Origin of the sequence: Sphingobacterium gobiense, from assembly GCF_002980575.1 — a bacterium.
Lineage (GTDB): Bacteria > Bacteroidota > Bacteroidia > Sphingobacteriales > Sphingobacteriaceae > Sphingobacterium > Sphingobacterium gobiense.
Genome location: NZ_PVBS01000002.1, coordinates 436,146 through 452,846 on the forward strand (window position 1 = coordinate 436,146; position 16,701 = coordinate 452,846).

The 16,701-nt window shown below is 42.2% G+C and carries 11 protein-coding genes; 10 read left to right on the plus strand and 1 reads right to left on the minus strand.

What is annotated here, in order from left to right:
* Positions 1-20: 20 nt before the first annotated feature.
* Complete coding sequence (locus C5749_RS10975) at positions 21-3,338, minus strand: SusC/RagA family TonB-linked outer membrane protein (protein WP_219847967.1); 3,318 nt, start codon at positions 3,336-3,338, stop codon at positions 21-23.
* Positions 3,339-3,842: 504 nt separating this feature from the next.
* Between C5749_RS10975 and C5749_RS10980 the strand changes: the two genes are divergently transcribed.
* The 10 genes from C5749_RS10980 (at position 3,843) to C5749_RS11025 (ending at position 16,657) form a co-directional block, all read left to right on the plus strand.
* Positions 3,843-5,192 carry a TlpA family protein disulfide reductase gene (locus tag C5749_RS10980; protein ID WP_219847968.1) on the plus strand — a complete coding sequence of 450 codons (1,350 nt, stop codon included), beginning with the start codon at positions 3,843-3,845 and terminating at the stop codon, positions 5,190-5,192.
* Positions 5,193-5,216: 24 nt separating this feature from the next.
* Positions 5,217-6,257: a TlpA disulfide reductase family protein gene (locus tag C5749_RS10985; RefSeq protein ID WP_105725992.1), complete on the plus strand. Its 1,041-nt coding sequence runs from the start codon at positions 5,217-5,219 to the stop codon at positions 6,255-6,257.
* A 236-nt stretch (positions 6,258-6,493) separates the two neighbouring features.
* A complete protein-coding gene (locus tag C5749_RS10990; protein WP_105725994.1) occupies positions 6,494-7,585 on the plus strand; it encodes a family 43 glycosylhydrolase in 1,092 nt (363 codons plus the stop codon).
* Between the two features lie 6 nt (positions 7,586-7,591).
* Positions 7,592-8,731, plus strand: coding sequence for a glycoside hydrolase family 43 protein (locus C5749_RS10995; protein ID WP_105725996.1), 1,140 nt, complete (start codon positions 7,592-7,594; stop codon positions 8,729-8,731).
* Between the two features lie 145 nt (positions 8,732-8,876).
* On the plus strand, positions 8,877-10,157 hold the full coding sequence (locus C5749_RS11000) for a Gfo/Idh/MocA family protein (RefSeq protein ID WP_105725998.1): 1,281 nt from the start codon (positions 8,877-8,879) through the stop codon (positions 10,155-10,157).
* Between the two features lie 57 nt (positions 10,158-10,214).
* On the plus strand, positions 10,215-11,594 hold the full coding sequence (locus tag C5749_RS11005) for a 3-keto-disaccharide hydrolase (RefSeq protein ID WP_105726000.1): 1,380 nt from the start codon (positions 10,215-10,217) through the stop codon (positions 11,592-11,594).
* A 20-nt stretch (positions 11,595-11,614) separates the two neighbouring features.
* Entirely contained in the window at positions 11,615-13,030 is a 1,416-nt protein-coding gene (locus tag C5749_RS11010; protein WP_105726002.1) for a Gfo/Idh/MocA family oxidoreductase, read from the plus strand.
* 153 nt (positions 13,031-13,183) lie between these two features.
* Entirely contained in the window at positions 13,184-14,635 is a 1,452-nt protein-coding gene (locus C5749_RS11015; RefSeq protein WP_105726999.1) for a sulfatase family protein, read from the plus strand.
* A 119-nt stretch (positions 14,636-14,754) separates the two neighbouring features.
* Positions 14,755-15,357: an RNA polymerase sigma factor gene (locus tag C5749_RS11020; protein WP_105726004.1), complete on the plus strand. Its 603-nt coding sequence runs from the start codon at positions 14,755-14,757 to the stop codon at positions 15,355-15,357.
* Positions 15,358-15,460: 103 nt separating this feature from the next.
* Positions 15,461-16,657, plus strand: coding sequence for a FecR family protein (locus tag C5749_RS11025; protein ID WP_181151361.1), 1,197 nt, complete (start codon positions 15,461-15,463; stop codon positions 16,655-16,657).
* Positions 16,658-16,701 lie beyond the last annotated feature (44 nt).

Below are 16,701 nucleotides of genomic sequence, written 5' to 3' on the forward strand. Positions count from 1 at the left end.
TCTTTTAGTTTCTAAATCATCTAAAAAGTTAAGTTCAATCCTAGAGTAAATGTGCGGGATGCCCACCCTCCGGTTTCGGGATCACCGTAGATCCATTGCTGTGCCCAAGTAGCTGTGTTCCGTATGGCTCCAAATGCCTTAACACGGTTTAGATTATACATGGATGTCCAGCGTTGAGGCAGTGTGTAACCTATAGAAATATTGTCTAGACGAATAAATGAGCGATTGTACAGTTTTTGTGCTCCCGCTGCGCCAACTGGTCCCGAGGCTTCTATTCTTCCGAACTCGTTCGTGGGGTTATCGGGCGTCCAATACTCTTTGGCGGGCCGATTGGCTAGAGCGTACTGCATATGACCTCCGTCATCGTCATTGTTTAAGTAATTTCCTGAGAGACTTTTATGCCCCATGTACGAATATAATTGAAACGAAAAGGAGAGATCTTTCCATAGTGTGAACTCGTTTCGCAAAGACCAATGATATGGTGGAGTGGCTTCTCCAAGGAATTCTTTATCTCTGTCGTTATAAACGTGGGTTACAGAACCGTCTTCACTAATTACATCGTCGTCTGTATAGCTATTAGATACCTTTGGATCACCAGGTTTTTGTCCATAACGCGCCGCTTCGTCGATTTCATGTGCTTGCCAGATGCCAGTTACGCGATAATTCCAAATCGTGCTGATTGGTTGTCCAATAAACCACCCATTTGTAATATCGTCCTGTTCTTTACGACCTATTACATTGCCACCTGGGTCGAGTACATCCACATAGTCGTAATATAGGTGTTTGATTCTGTTCTTATTGTAAGAAAACCCAACGGTAGTAGCCCATCTGAAATTTTCCCGATCGATATTAACTGTATTTAGGGCTAGTTCTAACCCACTGTTGTTCACCTGTCCGAGATTCGTGGTGATCGAACCAAAACCCGAGAAGCCTGGAAGACGTTGTCCCATGATCATATCATGTGTCTGCATAGTATAATATTCGAGCGTACCCGATATCCGGTCGTTAAGAAAACCAAAATCTAGGCCGATATTCCATGCGGACGTTTTCTCCCATTCTAGGTTTGGGTTAGCCAGTCTGTCCATCATTAAATAGCGGTATAATTCCAGTTGTCCTGATGCGTTGAGATAGCCTTGCATTTTGCCTCCCCCTCGGGAAAGATTTGCTAAGGCAAGATACGGTGAACCCAACGATCGGTTACCGTTCTTACCGTACGAAACACGCAGTTTACCTGAGTTCATGATGTGTTTCCATTTTTGAAAAAAAGTTTCGTTAGAAAAAGTCCAAGCACCAGCTAAGGAAGGAAATATACCGTAAGGTTCGGTAGAGCCGAATGCGGAATAGCCATCTCGTCGGATTGTCGCTGTCAGCATATAACGCTCGTCATAATTATAGAATAAACGAGCCATAAGCGCATCGGCAGTTTCGTGGGTATCGTTGCTGAAGTAGTTACTGTCTTCTTTGTTCCCAAAACCCACGCCATGAAAACCCAAAGCGTCGGAAGGCAGGATATTTCTTGCTTCAATACGTTCTGACCAATAACGAAGCTGTTCAGCTTCTTGAACAAGCGTTACATTAAAACGGTGCTTCTCTGCAAAGGTCTGCTCCCAAGTTATTGTGTTATTCAACGACCAGTCAAAGCGTTTAGCTTGTTCGCGGTTGGCGCCACGTGTTTTAGGGTCCGACCCAGGTAGGTCCGCCGACATAAAGTAGCGATCATAAAAAAACTGATAGCGCGGAGCGGCATTGAAAGCATAAGTAATATTAAACGGTAATTTGATTCTTGCCTGCAATATGGTATTGAAGACCGTAAATCCTTTGTCTAATTCCAAAAACTGCCGTTGAAAATCGTAATTATAACCGCGTTGACTGAATTCAGGACTTAAAGGAAATTGCACCGGATTGCCCAATTCGTCGGCGTAGTCGGCAAATGGACTGTTACGCATCATTTGGTCCATGTCAATTTCGACATTCCCATCAGATCGATCTTGGAAGTTTACATTGGCACCAAGTTCAAACCAATCAGTCACTTTAAAGTTGACCTTCATATTGGAGCGTATTGCCCGGTAGTTGTCACTGACCACAGCCCCTTGATTTTTTAGATAGCCCATGGAGAAATAATAGTTGGCCCGGTCGCTGGCTCCACTGACACTGGCATTGTAATCCTGATCAAATCCTGTGCGGAATGTCTTGTCGGTCCAATCGACCACTTTGCCGTTGATGAAATTTTGTAGCGCATTGCCTGTTAAGCCCAATCTACGGGCCCAGATGCTTAAATCGGATTCCCCCTCATCATTGGTGCTGTATGTCCGCCAGCTATCCAACGATATAGCGGATGGCAATTGGTCGGGGCGCATAAAGAAGCCTGGTTGATCGGCAAATCCCCCCGTTTGGTAGGCTTCGTATTCTCCTGTTTCGGGATTGACGCCATAGGTATTCTTTGTGAGCCAATCTTGCCGATGCTGGAGGTAAGCGTCAGTATCCCATCTTTTACGATATTTGGCAGGCCCTGTAGCACCGAAATTAGCGGTAAAATTGACAACGGGCTTTCCGACTTTACCAGTTTTTGTCGAAATAATAATCACACCATTGGCCGCCTTCGATCCATATACAGCAGCAGCGGATGCATCTTTTAAGACATCGATTTGCTCAATGTCGTCGGGATTGATTTCGGATAGTTCTCCATAAAAGAACATACCGTCAAGGACAATCAGGGGGCTGTTGTGGTTGCCATCCGTATACACGGAACGCTGACCGCGTATTTGCAAGGAACCACCTCCTTTTGCAGAAGGGCTAAATCCCACGTTTAAACCTGGGGTGCCTCGTAAGATATCCTGTACGGTTCTCGGATTTTCGTTCGCAATTCGATCAGGACGGATCTGGGAAACGGAACCCGTCAAATCCTTTTTCTGCATGGTACCATAGCCGACAACGACAACCTCTTCTAACGCATCAGTACCACTGGACAATGAAACATTGATAACATTTCGGGTACCAATTTGTAACTCCTTTGTTTCATAGCCAATTAGCGATATGACCAATGTTTGTGCTGTGTTAGGAACAGATAAGATGTACTCTCCTTCTTCATCAGAAGCTGTACTGAGAGATGTTCCCTTAACCATGATGGTGGCACCAACTAAAGGAGTACCATCTGCATCGGTTATTTTTCCTCGCACTTCCTTAGTTTGCACGTGCAGCGCTTCCGTTTCTATGTTTGGATTAGCTGCCATGACAGGATTCGGATTGCCTAGAGCTATCAAACAAAATAGGCAACTAGCCGATATCCACTTCGGTTTCATGAAGATTAAATGACGATTGGTTTTATAAAGAATTAGCATAAAAACTTAATTTAGTTACGTATTCAAACTGTTTATAATGGTTCCTTAATGGAAACTTAACACACAAAGTTTGTGAATATCCGTTTGTAGAAATTGCGTAATCGTATCAATAAATTGCTGTTTTGTCTCAATCTGTTTAGAATAGCATCGGTGCTTTATCGTTCGTGCTGTGATACAAAACGACGTTTTTTTGAGTCAAACTGGATACTTTTTTTATAAAATAATACGTTTATTTGTTTGACAGGTCGCCAAAAGTATGTCTTTTGTGCACTTTACATTTATAAACTTAATAAACGAAGAATACAACTGTCTATTCGAAGTTTTTATTACATAACAACGTTCTAGTTTCATTTTGTCTTCGCTGCTATGAAAATAATCTTAATTTTTACAATAATACTTTTTTACCCATATCTGACGTGCTATGCACAAGATTCGGCTTTATACACAGATGGATATACTTCTCTTGAAATAAAGTTCAAAGGAGAGGTGCCGGTGAGTAAGGACATGTCGAATATACAGGGCGGCAATATGCTGTCTTATGATAGGCCTCTCAACGTAGCGCGGATAAACGACTCAACGTATCATATATCCTTTTACACGTTCGGGCCTTCGCCTGTTTATTTTACTTACCGCAATACGTATTTTACCACAGTACTGTTGCCAGACGAAACAGACATACTAGAAATATATCACCAGGATACGGTCAACTTTGAACTTCGCTATACAGGGCAGTACAAGGAAATTTTTGATCAATCTAAATTGATTGCTGAAAAGATTGGAGACATGCTGTTTTCTTACGAACAACCTCGATTCCCAGAAGACAAGCGTATAGAATCCGCGGAAGTAGTAAAAGACAGCTATCTCCGGCAAATCCAAGAGATTCAAAGAGGCATGGATGGATCGTCTGCCACCCGCTCCGTTATGACGTATGTGAAGAAAATGCCATTTTTAGTGAAGACTATTGAGTTATTGAAGAGATACGACCAAAGGGTACTTGCGCATAACAAAAACCTAGGATTCGACTCATTGCAAGCACTTAACTCGATTTCGCATAAAGAAGATTCTTTTTATCAAGGTATCGTAAATACACTAAACACCAATGTAGACATTGTTTGGCCTCTAGGTTATCGAGAACTGGTGGAGACCATTCTTGCTGATCCTCATGCAAAAGCTCGACCAATTGAAGAAGTCGGACTATCAAAGTACAAACAGAACTTGGTCAAGCGGTTTAACACCATTATTGAAAATGAAAACAGTATCTTTTATGATATGGCTTTAGCCATAGCTTATCTGGAAAAGATATCAAATGGAAGCCCGTTAACCGAGCATGAGCGTATGGAAATAACTAGGTATTATCAAAACAAAGCTATTGTCAATTACTTGTTCCATGTAAATGAGCTGAATAGTAAACTTGATTCCAGTTTCAATAATAGAAAGTATTTTCTGCCTTTTGAAGAGAATGAAGAAGAAATTTTGAAAAAAATTCTCACCCGTTATCATGGCAAGTATATTGTAGTAGACTTTTGGGCAACATGGTGCGGTCCTTGTTTGGATGCATTGGCGCGCATGAAGCCTATCAAAGAGCAGTATGCAAACAGAAATGATTTTGTTTTTATTTATATTACCAATGAATCATCTGAGAAAGCAAAATGGAATGACCTCATAAAAACGATAGGCGGAGAACATTATTTTTTATATTCTGAGCAAAGTGAAAAGATTATGGAGCCGTTGGATATTCAATTTTTACCCAGTTACTTGTTTTTTACCAAGGAAGGGATGTTAAAGTACAGTCATCTCGATGGTTATGTAGGAAATACTAAATTTTCTGAAACGTTAGAAGACCTGACCAATTAAACTGACTTTTAAAATTCTATATATATGACACGTTTTTCTTTAATTATTTTAATTTCTTTGTTAACACATGCCTTAACAAAAGCACAAGAGCCTTTTATATTAAAAGGCACAATTGATACAGCTGAAAACGCTATTTACTATTTTTACTATGAAGTCGGCGATTCGGGGATAACAGACACGGTACGACTTAAAAAAGGGGGAGCGTTCGAAATATTAGGACATATCGAAGAACCTTCTCGGCTTTTCGTATCGATTGAGGATAAATACAATCCACGCGTAGTAGGTGATTTTATCGTATATCAAGGTTGGATAGAGCCGGGGAAAGAGCATTTTTTTACGGGGTTTAAGGGTTGGCAGAAAGGTTGGGGAAATTTTGAGATCAGCGATTCAAAAACCGACTCGCTATCCAGAGAGTGGTCAAAATTATTCAAATTAGATAACAAAGAAGAAAGTACCCGCGCGCAATCCCGTTTTATAGAAGAGCACTTAGATTCCTATTATGTTTTGCAGGTTCTTTACGGCAAGCTTAGAAATGACGAAGATTTACCGCTTGTCCGTGATTTGCTGTCGCGTATGCCTGCTCATTTACAAAATACATTTAAGTACAAAAAATGCCTAGATATGCTTACTGTAAAAGATAATATATCGATCGGTTCGGTATTTCCAGACTTTGAACAAGCTGATACTTCTTCCAATATGCAGCGGCTATCGGATATTAGGAAAGATAAATTCATCTTGGTTGATTTTTGGGCGAGTTGGTGTGGCCCTTGTCGCGCAGAGAATCCACATTTGGTAAAAGCGTATAGTCGATATCGTGCAAAGGGGTTTGATATAATTGGTGTATCGTTGGATGAGGACAGAGATAAATGGATACAAGCGATCCATGATGATAAACAAGTCTGGCATCATGTGTCCGATCTGAAAGGCTTCAATAATGCCGTAGCGAAATCATTGTATATTCGGTCGATACCCAGTAATTTTTTGCTTGACCCGGCTGGAAAAATTATTGCAAAGGACATTAGGGGGGAAGAGCTGACGCGATTACTGGGAGAGATTTTAAATTGACGCTATTATCGTTTTTAACGGAGCATGGCCGGTCGCGGTTGTTTTAGGATAAAGTCTGCTGAAGCATATACGTTCCCACGTATTGTCATGATACGAAACGACGCTTTTTTGAGTTAAAATGAATATTTTTTATAAGCGGCAATTACCAATTTTGTTTCTATTGCTTTTTAAGCAGTGTTCCTTTAAGGGACCGTTATAAACAAGTTGTTTATTTTAAATAGTCGTATTGATAAAAGATGAAAAGAAAAAGTAGAGCGTTTGTTTTTCCTGTTTTTCAGTTAATCTCGTCTTGCCTGTGTATCGCTTGCGCAAGCAGTACCAGCGGACAGGGGCAGCTTCCGAAAGCAAGTCGCTCTGAAACCCGTTTTGTTAATCCGGTATTTGAACCAATTTTAGCTGATCCCACCGTGCTGCGGGATCCCGTTTCAGGAGCGTTCTACGCCTATGGTACACAAGACGACTGGGGGGATGGAGCAGGGAGCAGATTGGTGCCCGTTCTGAAATCTAGCGATTTGACTGAATGGAAGTTGGTCGGGTCTGCTTTTGAATCGAAGCCTAGCTGGAAAAAGAGAGGCGGCATTTGGGCTCCAGAAGCCGTATATGATAATGGTAAATATTTTTTGTATTACGCTTTTTCGATCTGGGATGACCCGAATCCGGGAATAGGTGTGGCAACTTCGGATAAACCAGAAGGGCCGTTTCAGGATCATGGCAAGCTATTCGACAGTAAATCAATCGATGTGCCCAATTCAATCGACCCGTTCATGTGGGCAGAGAATGGACAAAAGTATTTGTTTTGGGGGAGTTTCAACGACGGGCCCAAACAAGGTACATACGGTGTCCCGTTGCGTGAAGATGGTATTCAAATTACCGATGAAGACGATAAATTTAAAATTGCTGCCGGCGATCTAGAAGCCGTTATTATCCACAAACGTAACAATTACTACTATTTTATAGGTTCTCGTGGATCATGTTGCGAAGGTGTTAACAGCACTTATCACATGGTCGTCGGTCGATCGAATAATCTAAAGGGGCCTTATTTGGATAAGGAGGGACGTAATTTAAAGGAGCGAGGAAATGGAACGCTCTTACTTCAAGCAAACGAACGATTTGTCGGTGTCGGACATGGTTCTCGGATCATGACGGATGATGCCGATGAAGATTGGATTTTATACCATGGCATTGATGTCGAAAAAGGGAAGGTGGCTGGCGGTGCGAGCAGACGGATGCTGTTCCTCGATAAAATAGATTGGGCAGACGATTGGCCTGTTATAAAAGGAGATACACCCAGTGTTGTTGCTCAACATAAACCTTATTTTAAACAATAGAAAATCATGAATAAACTATTTTTTATCCTCATTGGATTGCTGTTCACCATGCTGTCATGTAATAGCAATCGTACGCAAAGTCAGGAAAATCAAGAAAATCCCGAAAGCCAAGATAATAAAGCAGCGGTATACGAGTCGAATAATCCATTGGATGTAGCATTTGGCGATCCGTTTATTGTTTATGATGATGAATCGGATACGTACTATATGTATGGAACAGGAGGTGTGAAAAATGGTTTTATGGCCTATTCGTCCAAAGATTTAAAAACTTGGGAGAAGCGGGAGCAGGTTTATTCTGCGGATCAAGAGAAGTCCTGGGGAACAAAAGATTTCTGGGCACCAGAAGTATACAAGCGAAATGGAAAATACTATATGTTTTATAGTGCACATTGGAAAAACAACCCGAACAATGAATTGGAAAACTATAAAATAGGTGTCGCAGTAGCCGATAATCCATTAGGACCATTTGAAGATATGACCGGAGAACCTTTATTCGACCCGGGATATCCGATTATTGATGCCAATGTTTACTTTGCCGAGGATGGCAAATTGTATCTATATTACTCCAGATGTTGCTATAAACACGCCGTAGAGTCTGAAATCGCCGACTGGGCCCGCGAGAAGAAAATGTTTAACGAAATCGAAGAAAGCTGGATATACGGTGTAGAGTTATCAGCAGACTTTGCTTCGGTTATAGGCGAACCGGTACTGTTGCTCAGACCCCCCGTTTCTATGGACGACCAACAAGCAGAATGGGAAAGCCGTTCTGTAACTTCTGGTGAAGTAAACCGCAGATGGACCGAAGGTTCTTACCTGTTCAAACATAACGATACGTATTATATGATGTACTCCGCTAATTTTTTCGGTGGGCAACATTATGCTGTTGGTTATGCTACGGCATCTAGCCCGTTAGGCCCATTTGAGAAGTCCGCTGCTAATCCTATCTTACAAAAAAATACAGAAAGTGGAGGCATTGTGTCGGGTACCGGACACAACAGTTTGTTGCAAGATAGAGAAGGAAAGATGTGGTGTGTGTATCACGGCAGAACGAGTAAAACAGGAGATGAACGCCTCGTGTTTTTAGATGAGTTGGAGTTAGCGGAAAACGGAGAACTCAAGGTAAACGGACCAACGATTAAAGAATAAATGATATCGTTCCCGTTTTACAACGTTTTCGTAAATTAATTATTACGGGTAATGGAAGTACGTTTGATATTCTTTACATTTGGGTTAGTTGTAAGCTTGAAACAAACATATTGAGTTTGTTAGATCCGAAAAAATAAACCACTACATGAATAGAAAAGACTTCATAAAGATTTCATCCGTTTTCGCAGCATCTGCCTTGGTGCCCTTTGCTTCAGCTTTCGCCAGCCAAGTGTCCCTTAGGGTTGGGTTGATTGGCGCGCACGGAATGGGATGGGCAAATTTGAACGCTATATTAAAGAATACGAACGTACGATGTACCGCGCTATGTGATGTAGATGAAAATGTTTTAGAGAGACGTGCAGCAGAGTTATCTGAACGTGGGATAAAGGTCAAGAAATTTGTTTCCCATAAAGATATGCTAGCGGAAGATGTAGTGGATGTTGTCATCATCGCTACACCCGACCATTGGCACTGTCTGCAGCTTGTAGATGCCGTGAAAGCAGGAAAGCACGTATATCTTGAAAAGCCGATCGGTAATTCCGTACAGGAATGTGACGTGATGGTAAAAGCCGTTGACGATAGCGCTAGTATTGTACAGGTAGGCCAGTGGCAGCGTAGTCAACAACATTTTCGCGATGCCATCGATTTTGTGCATTCAGGGAAATTAGGGAAGATCAGAACGGTGAAGGCTTGGTCTTATGTAGACTGGAAGAAGACCATCGAAAAGAAACCAGATACGGCTGTTCCAGAAGGTGTACATTATGACTTGTGGTTGGGCCCGGCAACAAAGCGCCCATTTAATCCCAATAGATTTCACTTTGAATTTCGCTGGTTTTGGGATTATGCAGGCGGACTTATGACTGATTGGGGCGTGCATATGTTGGATTACGCTTTACTGGGAATGAAGGTGTCCGATCCCGTTTCGGTGATGGCGTCGGGCGGTAAATATGCCGATCCCAACGGAGCTTCTGAAACACCCGACACGATGAGTGTCGTTTATGAGTTTGAAGACTTCAGTATACAGTGGGAACATGCCATAGGTATCGGCCTAGGCCCATACAATAGAAACCATGGCGTCGCATTCATTGGGGATAATGGTACCCTGATACTGAATAGAAATGGGTGGGAAGTCATCCCTGAGAAGGGAAAGATGGAAGCCGTTGCGCTGCAGAAGCCAAAAGACAATGGTCTGGATGTACACATGCAAAATTTTGTTCGGGCGATAACTAAGAAAGACCGCGGCATGGTCAATGCACCTATTCAGGTAGGCGCACATATAGCGGTGTTTTGTCAGATGGGAAATATAGCGTATCGGGCAGGTGAAAAACTATATTGGGATCGTGCGAAACGTAAATTTACGGATAGAAAAGCCAACAATTATCTATTGGCAAAATACCATAACGGTTATAAAATCCCGCGGGTATAAAGTAATGCATATTGAATGATAGGTTATGAATTTCCATATTTAAATAAATATTAAAAAATGAATACAATATCTAAGTTTTTAGTCGCTGCGGCTATCGGGTTTATTGCATGTCAGTCTCCGACCGAAGCGCAAAGCGGAGGTAAATGGACAGATCTCTTTGACGGTAAGACCCTGAAAGGCTGGAAACCCCTCGGGGGGGAAGCGCCTTATACAGTAGAAGATGGCGCGATCGTCGGAACCATGACGAAAGGAACACCAAATTCGTTCTTGGTGACAGAAGAAGAATACGGCGACTTTATTTTAGAAGTTGATGTGAAACTGGAGGGAGACCGGACGAATTCTGGCATCCAAACGCGCAGTCATTATGACCCAGATGCCAATAAGGGCAAGGGTCGCGTATATGGGCGGCAGGTAGAAATCGATCCTACCTCGAGAGCTTGGTCTGGAGGGATCTATGACGAAGCCCGTCGCGGATGGCTTTACCCGCTGGACCTTAATGAAGCCGCTAGATCTGCCTATAAACATGATGAATTCAATCATTATCGTATTGAAGCTATCGGCGATGAACTACGTACATGGGTAAATGGTGTTCCGGTCTCGTATGTAATCGACACCATCGACAGGAAAGGTTTTATTGGTTTACAGGTACATAGTATTTCGGACGATTTACACGGCAAGAAAGTACATTTTAAAAATATTCGCATACAAACGGAAAACCTAAAACCTACGGATTTTCCAGATGATGTATTTGTCGTGAATCTTAAGCCCAATGATTTGAGCGATGCCGAGAAGAAATCTGGCGTGGAGTTGCTTTTCGACGGCAATACAGCTGACCAATGGAGAAGTGTACGTGGCGATTCTTTTCCAGAAAAGGGATGGAAAGTCGGGAATGGAGAGATCACCGTATTAAAGTCGGACGGAGGAGAATCCACCAATGGAGGAGACATCATCACACGTGATCAATTTGCTGTTTTTGATCTTTCTTTTGAATTCAAGATGACTCCGGGAGCGAATAGCGGTGTAAAGTATTTCGTAACCCTCAAAGAAAAAACAAAAGGCTCTGCCATCGGATTGGAATATCAGGTTTTAGACGATGAAAAGCATCCTGATGCGAAGATGGGCCGCGACGGAAACCGTACATTAGCTTCTTTGTATGATTTAATTACTTCCAACAAAGAAAAACGTGCCCGTAGACCGATTGGCGAATGGAACCGTGGACGTGTATTAGTATCTGAAGATAGTACAGTAACCCACTATTTAAACGGAGTTAAAATGGTAGAGTATAAACGCGGATCCAAAGAATATCTTGATTTGGTGGCAAGAAGTAAGTATAAGGATTGGGATAATTTTGGTGGAGCCGCAGAGGGACATATCCTCTTACAGGATCATGGAGATAATGTTTCCTTTAGAAATATCAAGATTAAAAAAATTAAATAATTGGAACTAAACAGAAAAATATGAACCATTACCTTTCGCGCCGTAGCTTTATCAGTCGTGCTGCCATGGCAGGCGGCGGTGTATTGTTGGCGAACAGCGTCTTGGGAAAAATCCCTTTTGCCTCTGCCAACGAACGTGTGAACTTGGCTTGTGTAGGTGTAGGAAACCGAGCTGGGGAAATTATTAAGGATTTATACAAAACGGGGCTTTGTAATATTGTGGCGCTGTGTGATGTAGACATGGGAGCTAAACAGACACAACAATTAATTAAGATGTTCCCGGATGTTCCCCGCTTTCAAGATTTTAGGGAGATGTTCGACAAGATGGGTAACCAGATCGACGCGGTATCGATCGGTACACCTGATTTTGCCCATTTTGCCATAACAATGACGGCCTTGGAATTAGGAAAGCATGTATATGTGGAGAAACCGATGGCACAGACCTTTTGGGAAGTGGAGCTGATGATGCAAAAAGCGAAAAAGCATAGTAACGTCGTCACGCAGATGGGGAACCAGGGACACTCCGAAGCGAATTATTTCCAATTTAAAGCATGGAAAGATGCAGGAATCATCAAGGATGTAACGCGTATCGATGCACATATGAATAACGCACGCCGTTGGCATACCTGGGATCCGAATATGAAAAACTTTCCGCCGGCGGAAAAGATTCCATCTACACTAGACTGGGAATTATGGCAAATGCAAACGCTAGGGCATGACTATAACAAGGATTTCGTCAACGGTCAATGGCGCTGCTGGTATGACTTCGGTATGGGCGCATTGGGCGACTGGGGTGCGCATATCTTAGATACAGCACACGAATTCCTAGAACTAGGACTGCCGACACAAGTGGAGGCTACCTACTTGGAAGGACATAATGCGTTCTTTTTCCCGATGTCTTCTACGATTAAATTCCATTTTCCGAAACGGAAAAGGATGCCTGCTGTCGATATCACTTGGTACGATGGATTGGATAACCTGCCTGAAATTCCAGAAGGTTATGGTGTTTCGGGACTAGATCCTAACATTCCACCACCGAGTACGGGTGAAATTGAACCGGCCAAACTTAATCCCGGAAAGATTATCTACGGAAAAGACTTAACGTTTAAGGGGGCTTCTCACGGAAGTACCCTGCAAATTATTCCGGAATCAAGAGCCAACGATTTAGCGAATAAGCTTCCTGAAGTTCCAGAATCTCCTTCAAATCATTTTGCGAACTTCCTGAAGGCTTGTAAAGGTGAAGAGAAAACCAGATCTCCTTTTGAAATAGCGGGACCATTAAGTCAAGTGTTTTGTTTGGGTGTCATTACCCAACGACTAAATGGCAAAATAGACTTTGACCCCGTTAAAAAAGAAATTACCAACGATAAATTTGCAAATGCCTTGTTAGTCGGGCCTCCGCCAGCAAAGGGCTGGGAGCAATACTACAAAGTCTAATAAATATAGCGTACAAAGAAACTTACATTCCGTTTTCTTTGTACGCTAATTTCTTGTGTGTCTTCACTAACCTCATTGCTGTTCGTGCGCAGACCTGGTGTGCCGAACTCCCATATACAAATGAAATTTCACGTTTTCAATGATTATATAAAGATGAAAAGTGTAATACGATATGTTATCACAATGGGTTTTTTCGTCTACTGGACGGGGTCGTATGCACAAACGGCTAAACCGAATTTTATTTTTTTTATTACCGACGATATTGGCTGGAACGATCTGGGTTGTTATGGGGATCCGAATGTAAAAACGCCACATATCGACAGTCTGGCTGCAAACGGACTTAAATTCGAAAACGCATACCTGACAACCAGCAGCTGTAGTCCAAGTCGTTCCAGCATTATTACGGGACGTTACCCACACAATACGGGAGCACCGGAACTACATGATCCGCTGCCAAAGGGACAAGTCATGTTTCCGCAACTACTAAAGGAGACTGGTTATTATACCGTGCTATCGGGTAAGAACCATATGGGACCACAAACAAAACATGCCTTTGATACGATCTCGCCAGGGAGAGGCCCAGGTGGAGAAGAAGACTGGAACGAGATTATAAGAAACCGGCCCAAAGACCAACCTTTCTTCTTTTGGTTTGCTTCACATGACGCACATCGCGATTGGCAGATTAATGATAAAGGGACGTTATATAATCCCGATGATATCATTGTACCACCGATGCTATATAATGGTCCAAAGACACGTGAAGACTTGGTAGGATATTATCATGAAGTATCCCGAGCGGACTATTATCTAGGAGAATTAGTGAAAGAGCTGAATAAGCAGGGCGTCCTGGGGAATACGTATATTATCTTTATGAGCGATAATGGTCGGCCTTTTCCGAGAAATAAAGGAAGATTATACGATAGCGGGATCAAGACGCCTTTCATTGTATATGGTCCAAATGTAGACAAGGGTATCTCGAATGCATTAATAAGCGCAGTCGATATCGCACCGACAATACTGGATTTGGCAGGTACCGAAATAAGCGACCGTATACAAGGAGAAAGTTTTTATCCCATTCTACAGAACAAGGAGTGGTCTAACCACCGTGATTTTGTGTTTGCGGAACATAACTGGCATGTTTTTCAGGCGCATGAACGGATGGTACGGTTTAAAGATTTGGTCTATATCCGAAACGCTTTTCCAAATAGGCGAAATTTGTTAGGCGAGTCTTCCCGTCAGTTTCCTGCGGGGGAGGAGTTATGGGAAGCCCATGATAAGGGATTGACAACGCCTGAACAGGAAGATGTCTTTCTCGTGCCTCGGGAGGGGGAAGAATTATACGATCTAAGTGCTGACCCTCATCAATTTAGAAATCTAGTTTCCGATAGAGAATACGAGGAGACCTTACATTATTTACGTAAGGCAATAGATCAATGGATCGAAGAAACTGGCGATTCGGTTCCCCGACATCCAACACCGGATCGAGATGATGTGAACGGAAAGCGACTTCCGGGAGAATGGAAAAAGGGAGAAAGAGCAGGAGTGGCTAAGGGTGCTGTAAACATAAATGAAAAAGGTCCGCGGCACATACAGGACGTTCGGTAAAAATTAAAAGCTGCCAGAAAAACAGCATAATTTTTGTATCTTCATGGCGCATAAATAGAGATCGCTATATTATAAATCAAAAGTCGAAAAAAACATCTTGTTACAATAAAAGATGGGCTATGAAACACCTAAAAAATCATACGGATGAAGCCTTGGTTGTCTTATTGAATAAGGATGACCAAAAAGCTTTTTTGGAGATTTATGATAGGTATAAAAATGAACTGGCGACGCATTTGGTTCGACTACTTCGTTCCTACGAACTGGCCGAAGAGGTTTTGCAAGATGTATTTATGATGCTATGGGAGAAGCGACATGACATGGATGCGTCTAAATCGGTTCCTGCTTATTTGTATCGGAGTGCCGTGAATAAAGCCAAAAACGTTTTTCGTAAAATCGCAAACGACAACCGTTTACGGGAAGAATTCTTGCTCCATTTTACGGCATCAGGCAAGAATGCCGTAGAAGAATGGATAGAAAACAAGGAAGTTGAACAAGCTCTGCACTCTTTGTTAGATCGCTTACCTCCACAGCAAAAAAAGGTTTACGTGCTTTGCAAGTTGGACGGCTTAAGCTATAAGGAAGTAAGCGATAAACTGAAGATCTCTGTCGCCACGGTGAATAGCCATATCCGAAATGCGAATCTATTCTTAAAAAGTGAATTAAAGAACCAATCTGAACTTTCTAGCTTTTTATATATCGCCTTTATTCTTCTGCTTTTTTAATTTTTTTCGGGCTGATCTATAGCGTTTTATAAAAAATAGACTATTTCATTTGCTTGCTTTTTGCATTTCAGGTGTAATGTATAAAGTTAACCGAAATGTTATAATGGGAAAAAGCCGATACGACATCGAGATACTATGTAGAAAATATATAGACCGCTCTATTTCTGAAGAGGAAGTAGCAGAAATGCTCGACTATTTTAAAGATCATGGTATCCCAGATAAATTTGACCATCTTTTAGGCGTAGAATTTTCCAAAGCCGTGGAATCCACTAACCCAACCGAGCAAATAGAGCACCTAACCGATAAAGTCAAATTAAATTTGAAGAAACATGTCGCATCGAAAAAGAAATCAGATTTGTATCGTTGGCTACCTTATGTTGCTGCCGTATTAATATTCGGCACAGTAGGGGTTTCCTGGTTTGTATTCTCGCCGAAAGCGGATGATACGATGGTCTCTGAAATCAATATTATGCCCGGAGGAAATAAAGCAACAATAACACTTGCTGACGGTAGGGTACTAACCCTGGACGAAAGTCGGGAAGGCATTATTATTGAGGGGCAGGAAGTCACCTATAATGATGGTACCTCTACTGTTTTAGCATTGGAATCATCTTCTCCTCAAATGTTGACCCTAAGTACACCTCGCGGAGGAACCTATAACGTTACACTGGCCGACGGATCCATGGTTTGGTTGAATGCCGAGTCAACACTAAAATACCCTTCCCATTTCGCTAAAGGAGAGCGTGTTGTCGAATTGGAGGGAGAGGCTTATTTCGATGTAAAACGTGTACAAGCCGATAACTCGGCTGCGCACTTTAAACCATTTAAAGTCGTTAGCGCCAACCAAACGATTACCGTTTTAGGTACGGAATTTAATATTTCGGCTTATCACGATGAAGAGGAAACGAAGACCACCTTGGTGGATGGTAAAGTTCGTGTCGAAACACGTCGATTTGGTGAAGAGATGACACTTCTTCCAGGTGAACAGGGAAAGAATGGGAAGAATGGACTAGAAAAAAATAAAGTGGATGTATACGATTATATCGACTGGAAGAACGGCGAATTTGTATTCCGCAACGAGACTGCAACAGAAGTATTGCAACGCATAGCACGCTGGTATGATATTGCGATTGACTATAAGGACTATGTGCCTTCTGACGAGATTTTCTCGGGCAGTATTTCACGGAATAGTAATCTACAGACAGTCTTGAACATTTTGCGAGAGGCAGGCGATGTTACATTTGAGGTCAAAGATCGGACGGTTGCTGTCCGTAACAAGGTTAAAAATACAATCCAATAAACCCTAAAAAGCTTATGTTATGATTTAGCGATGAGATGAACAAA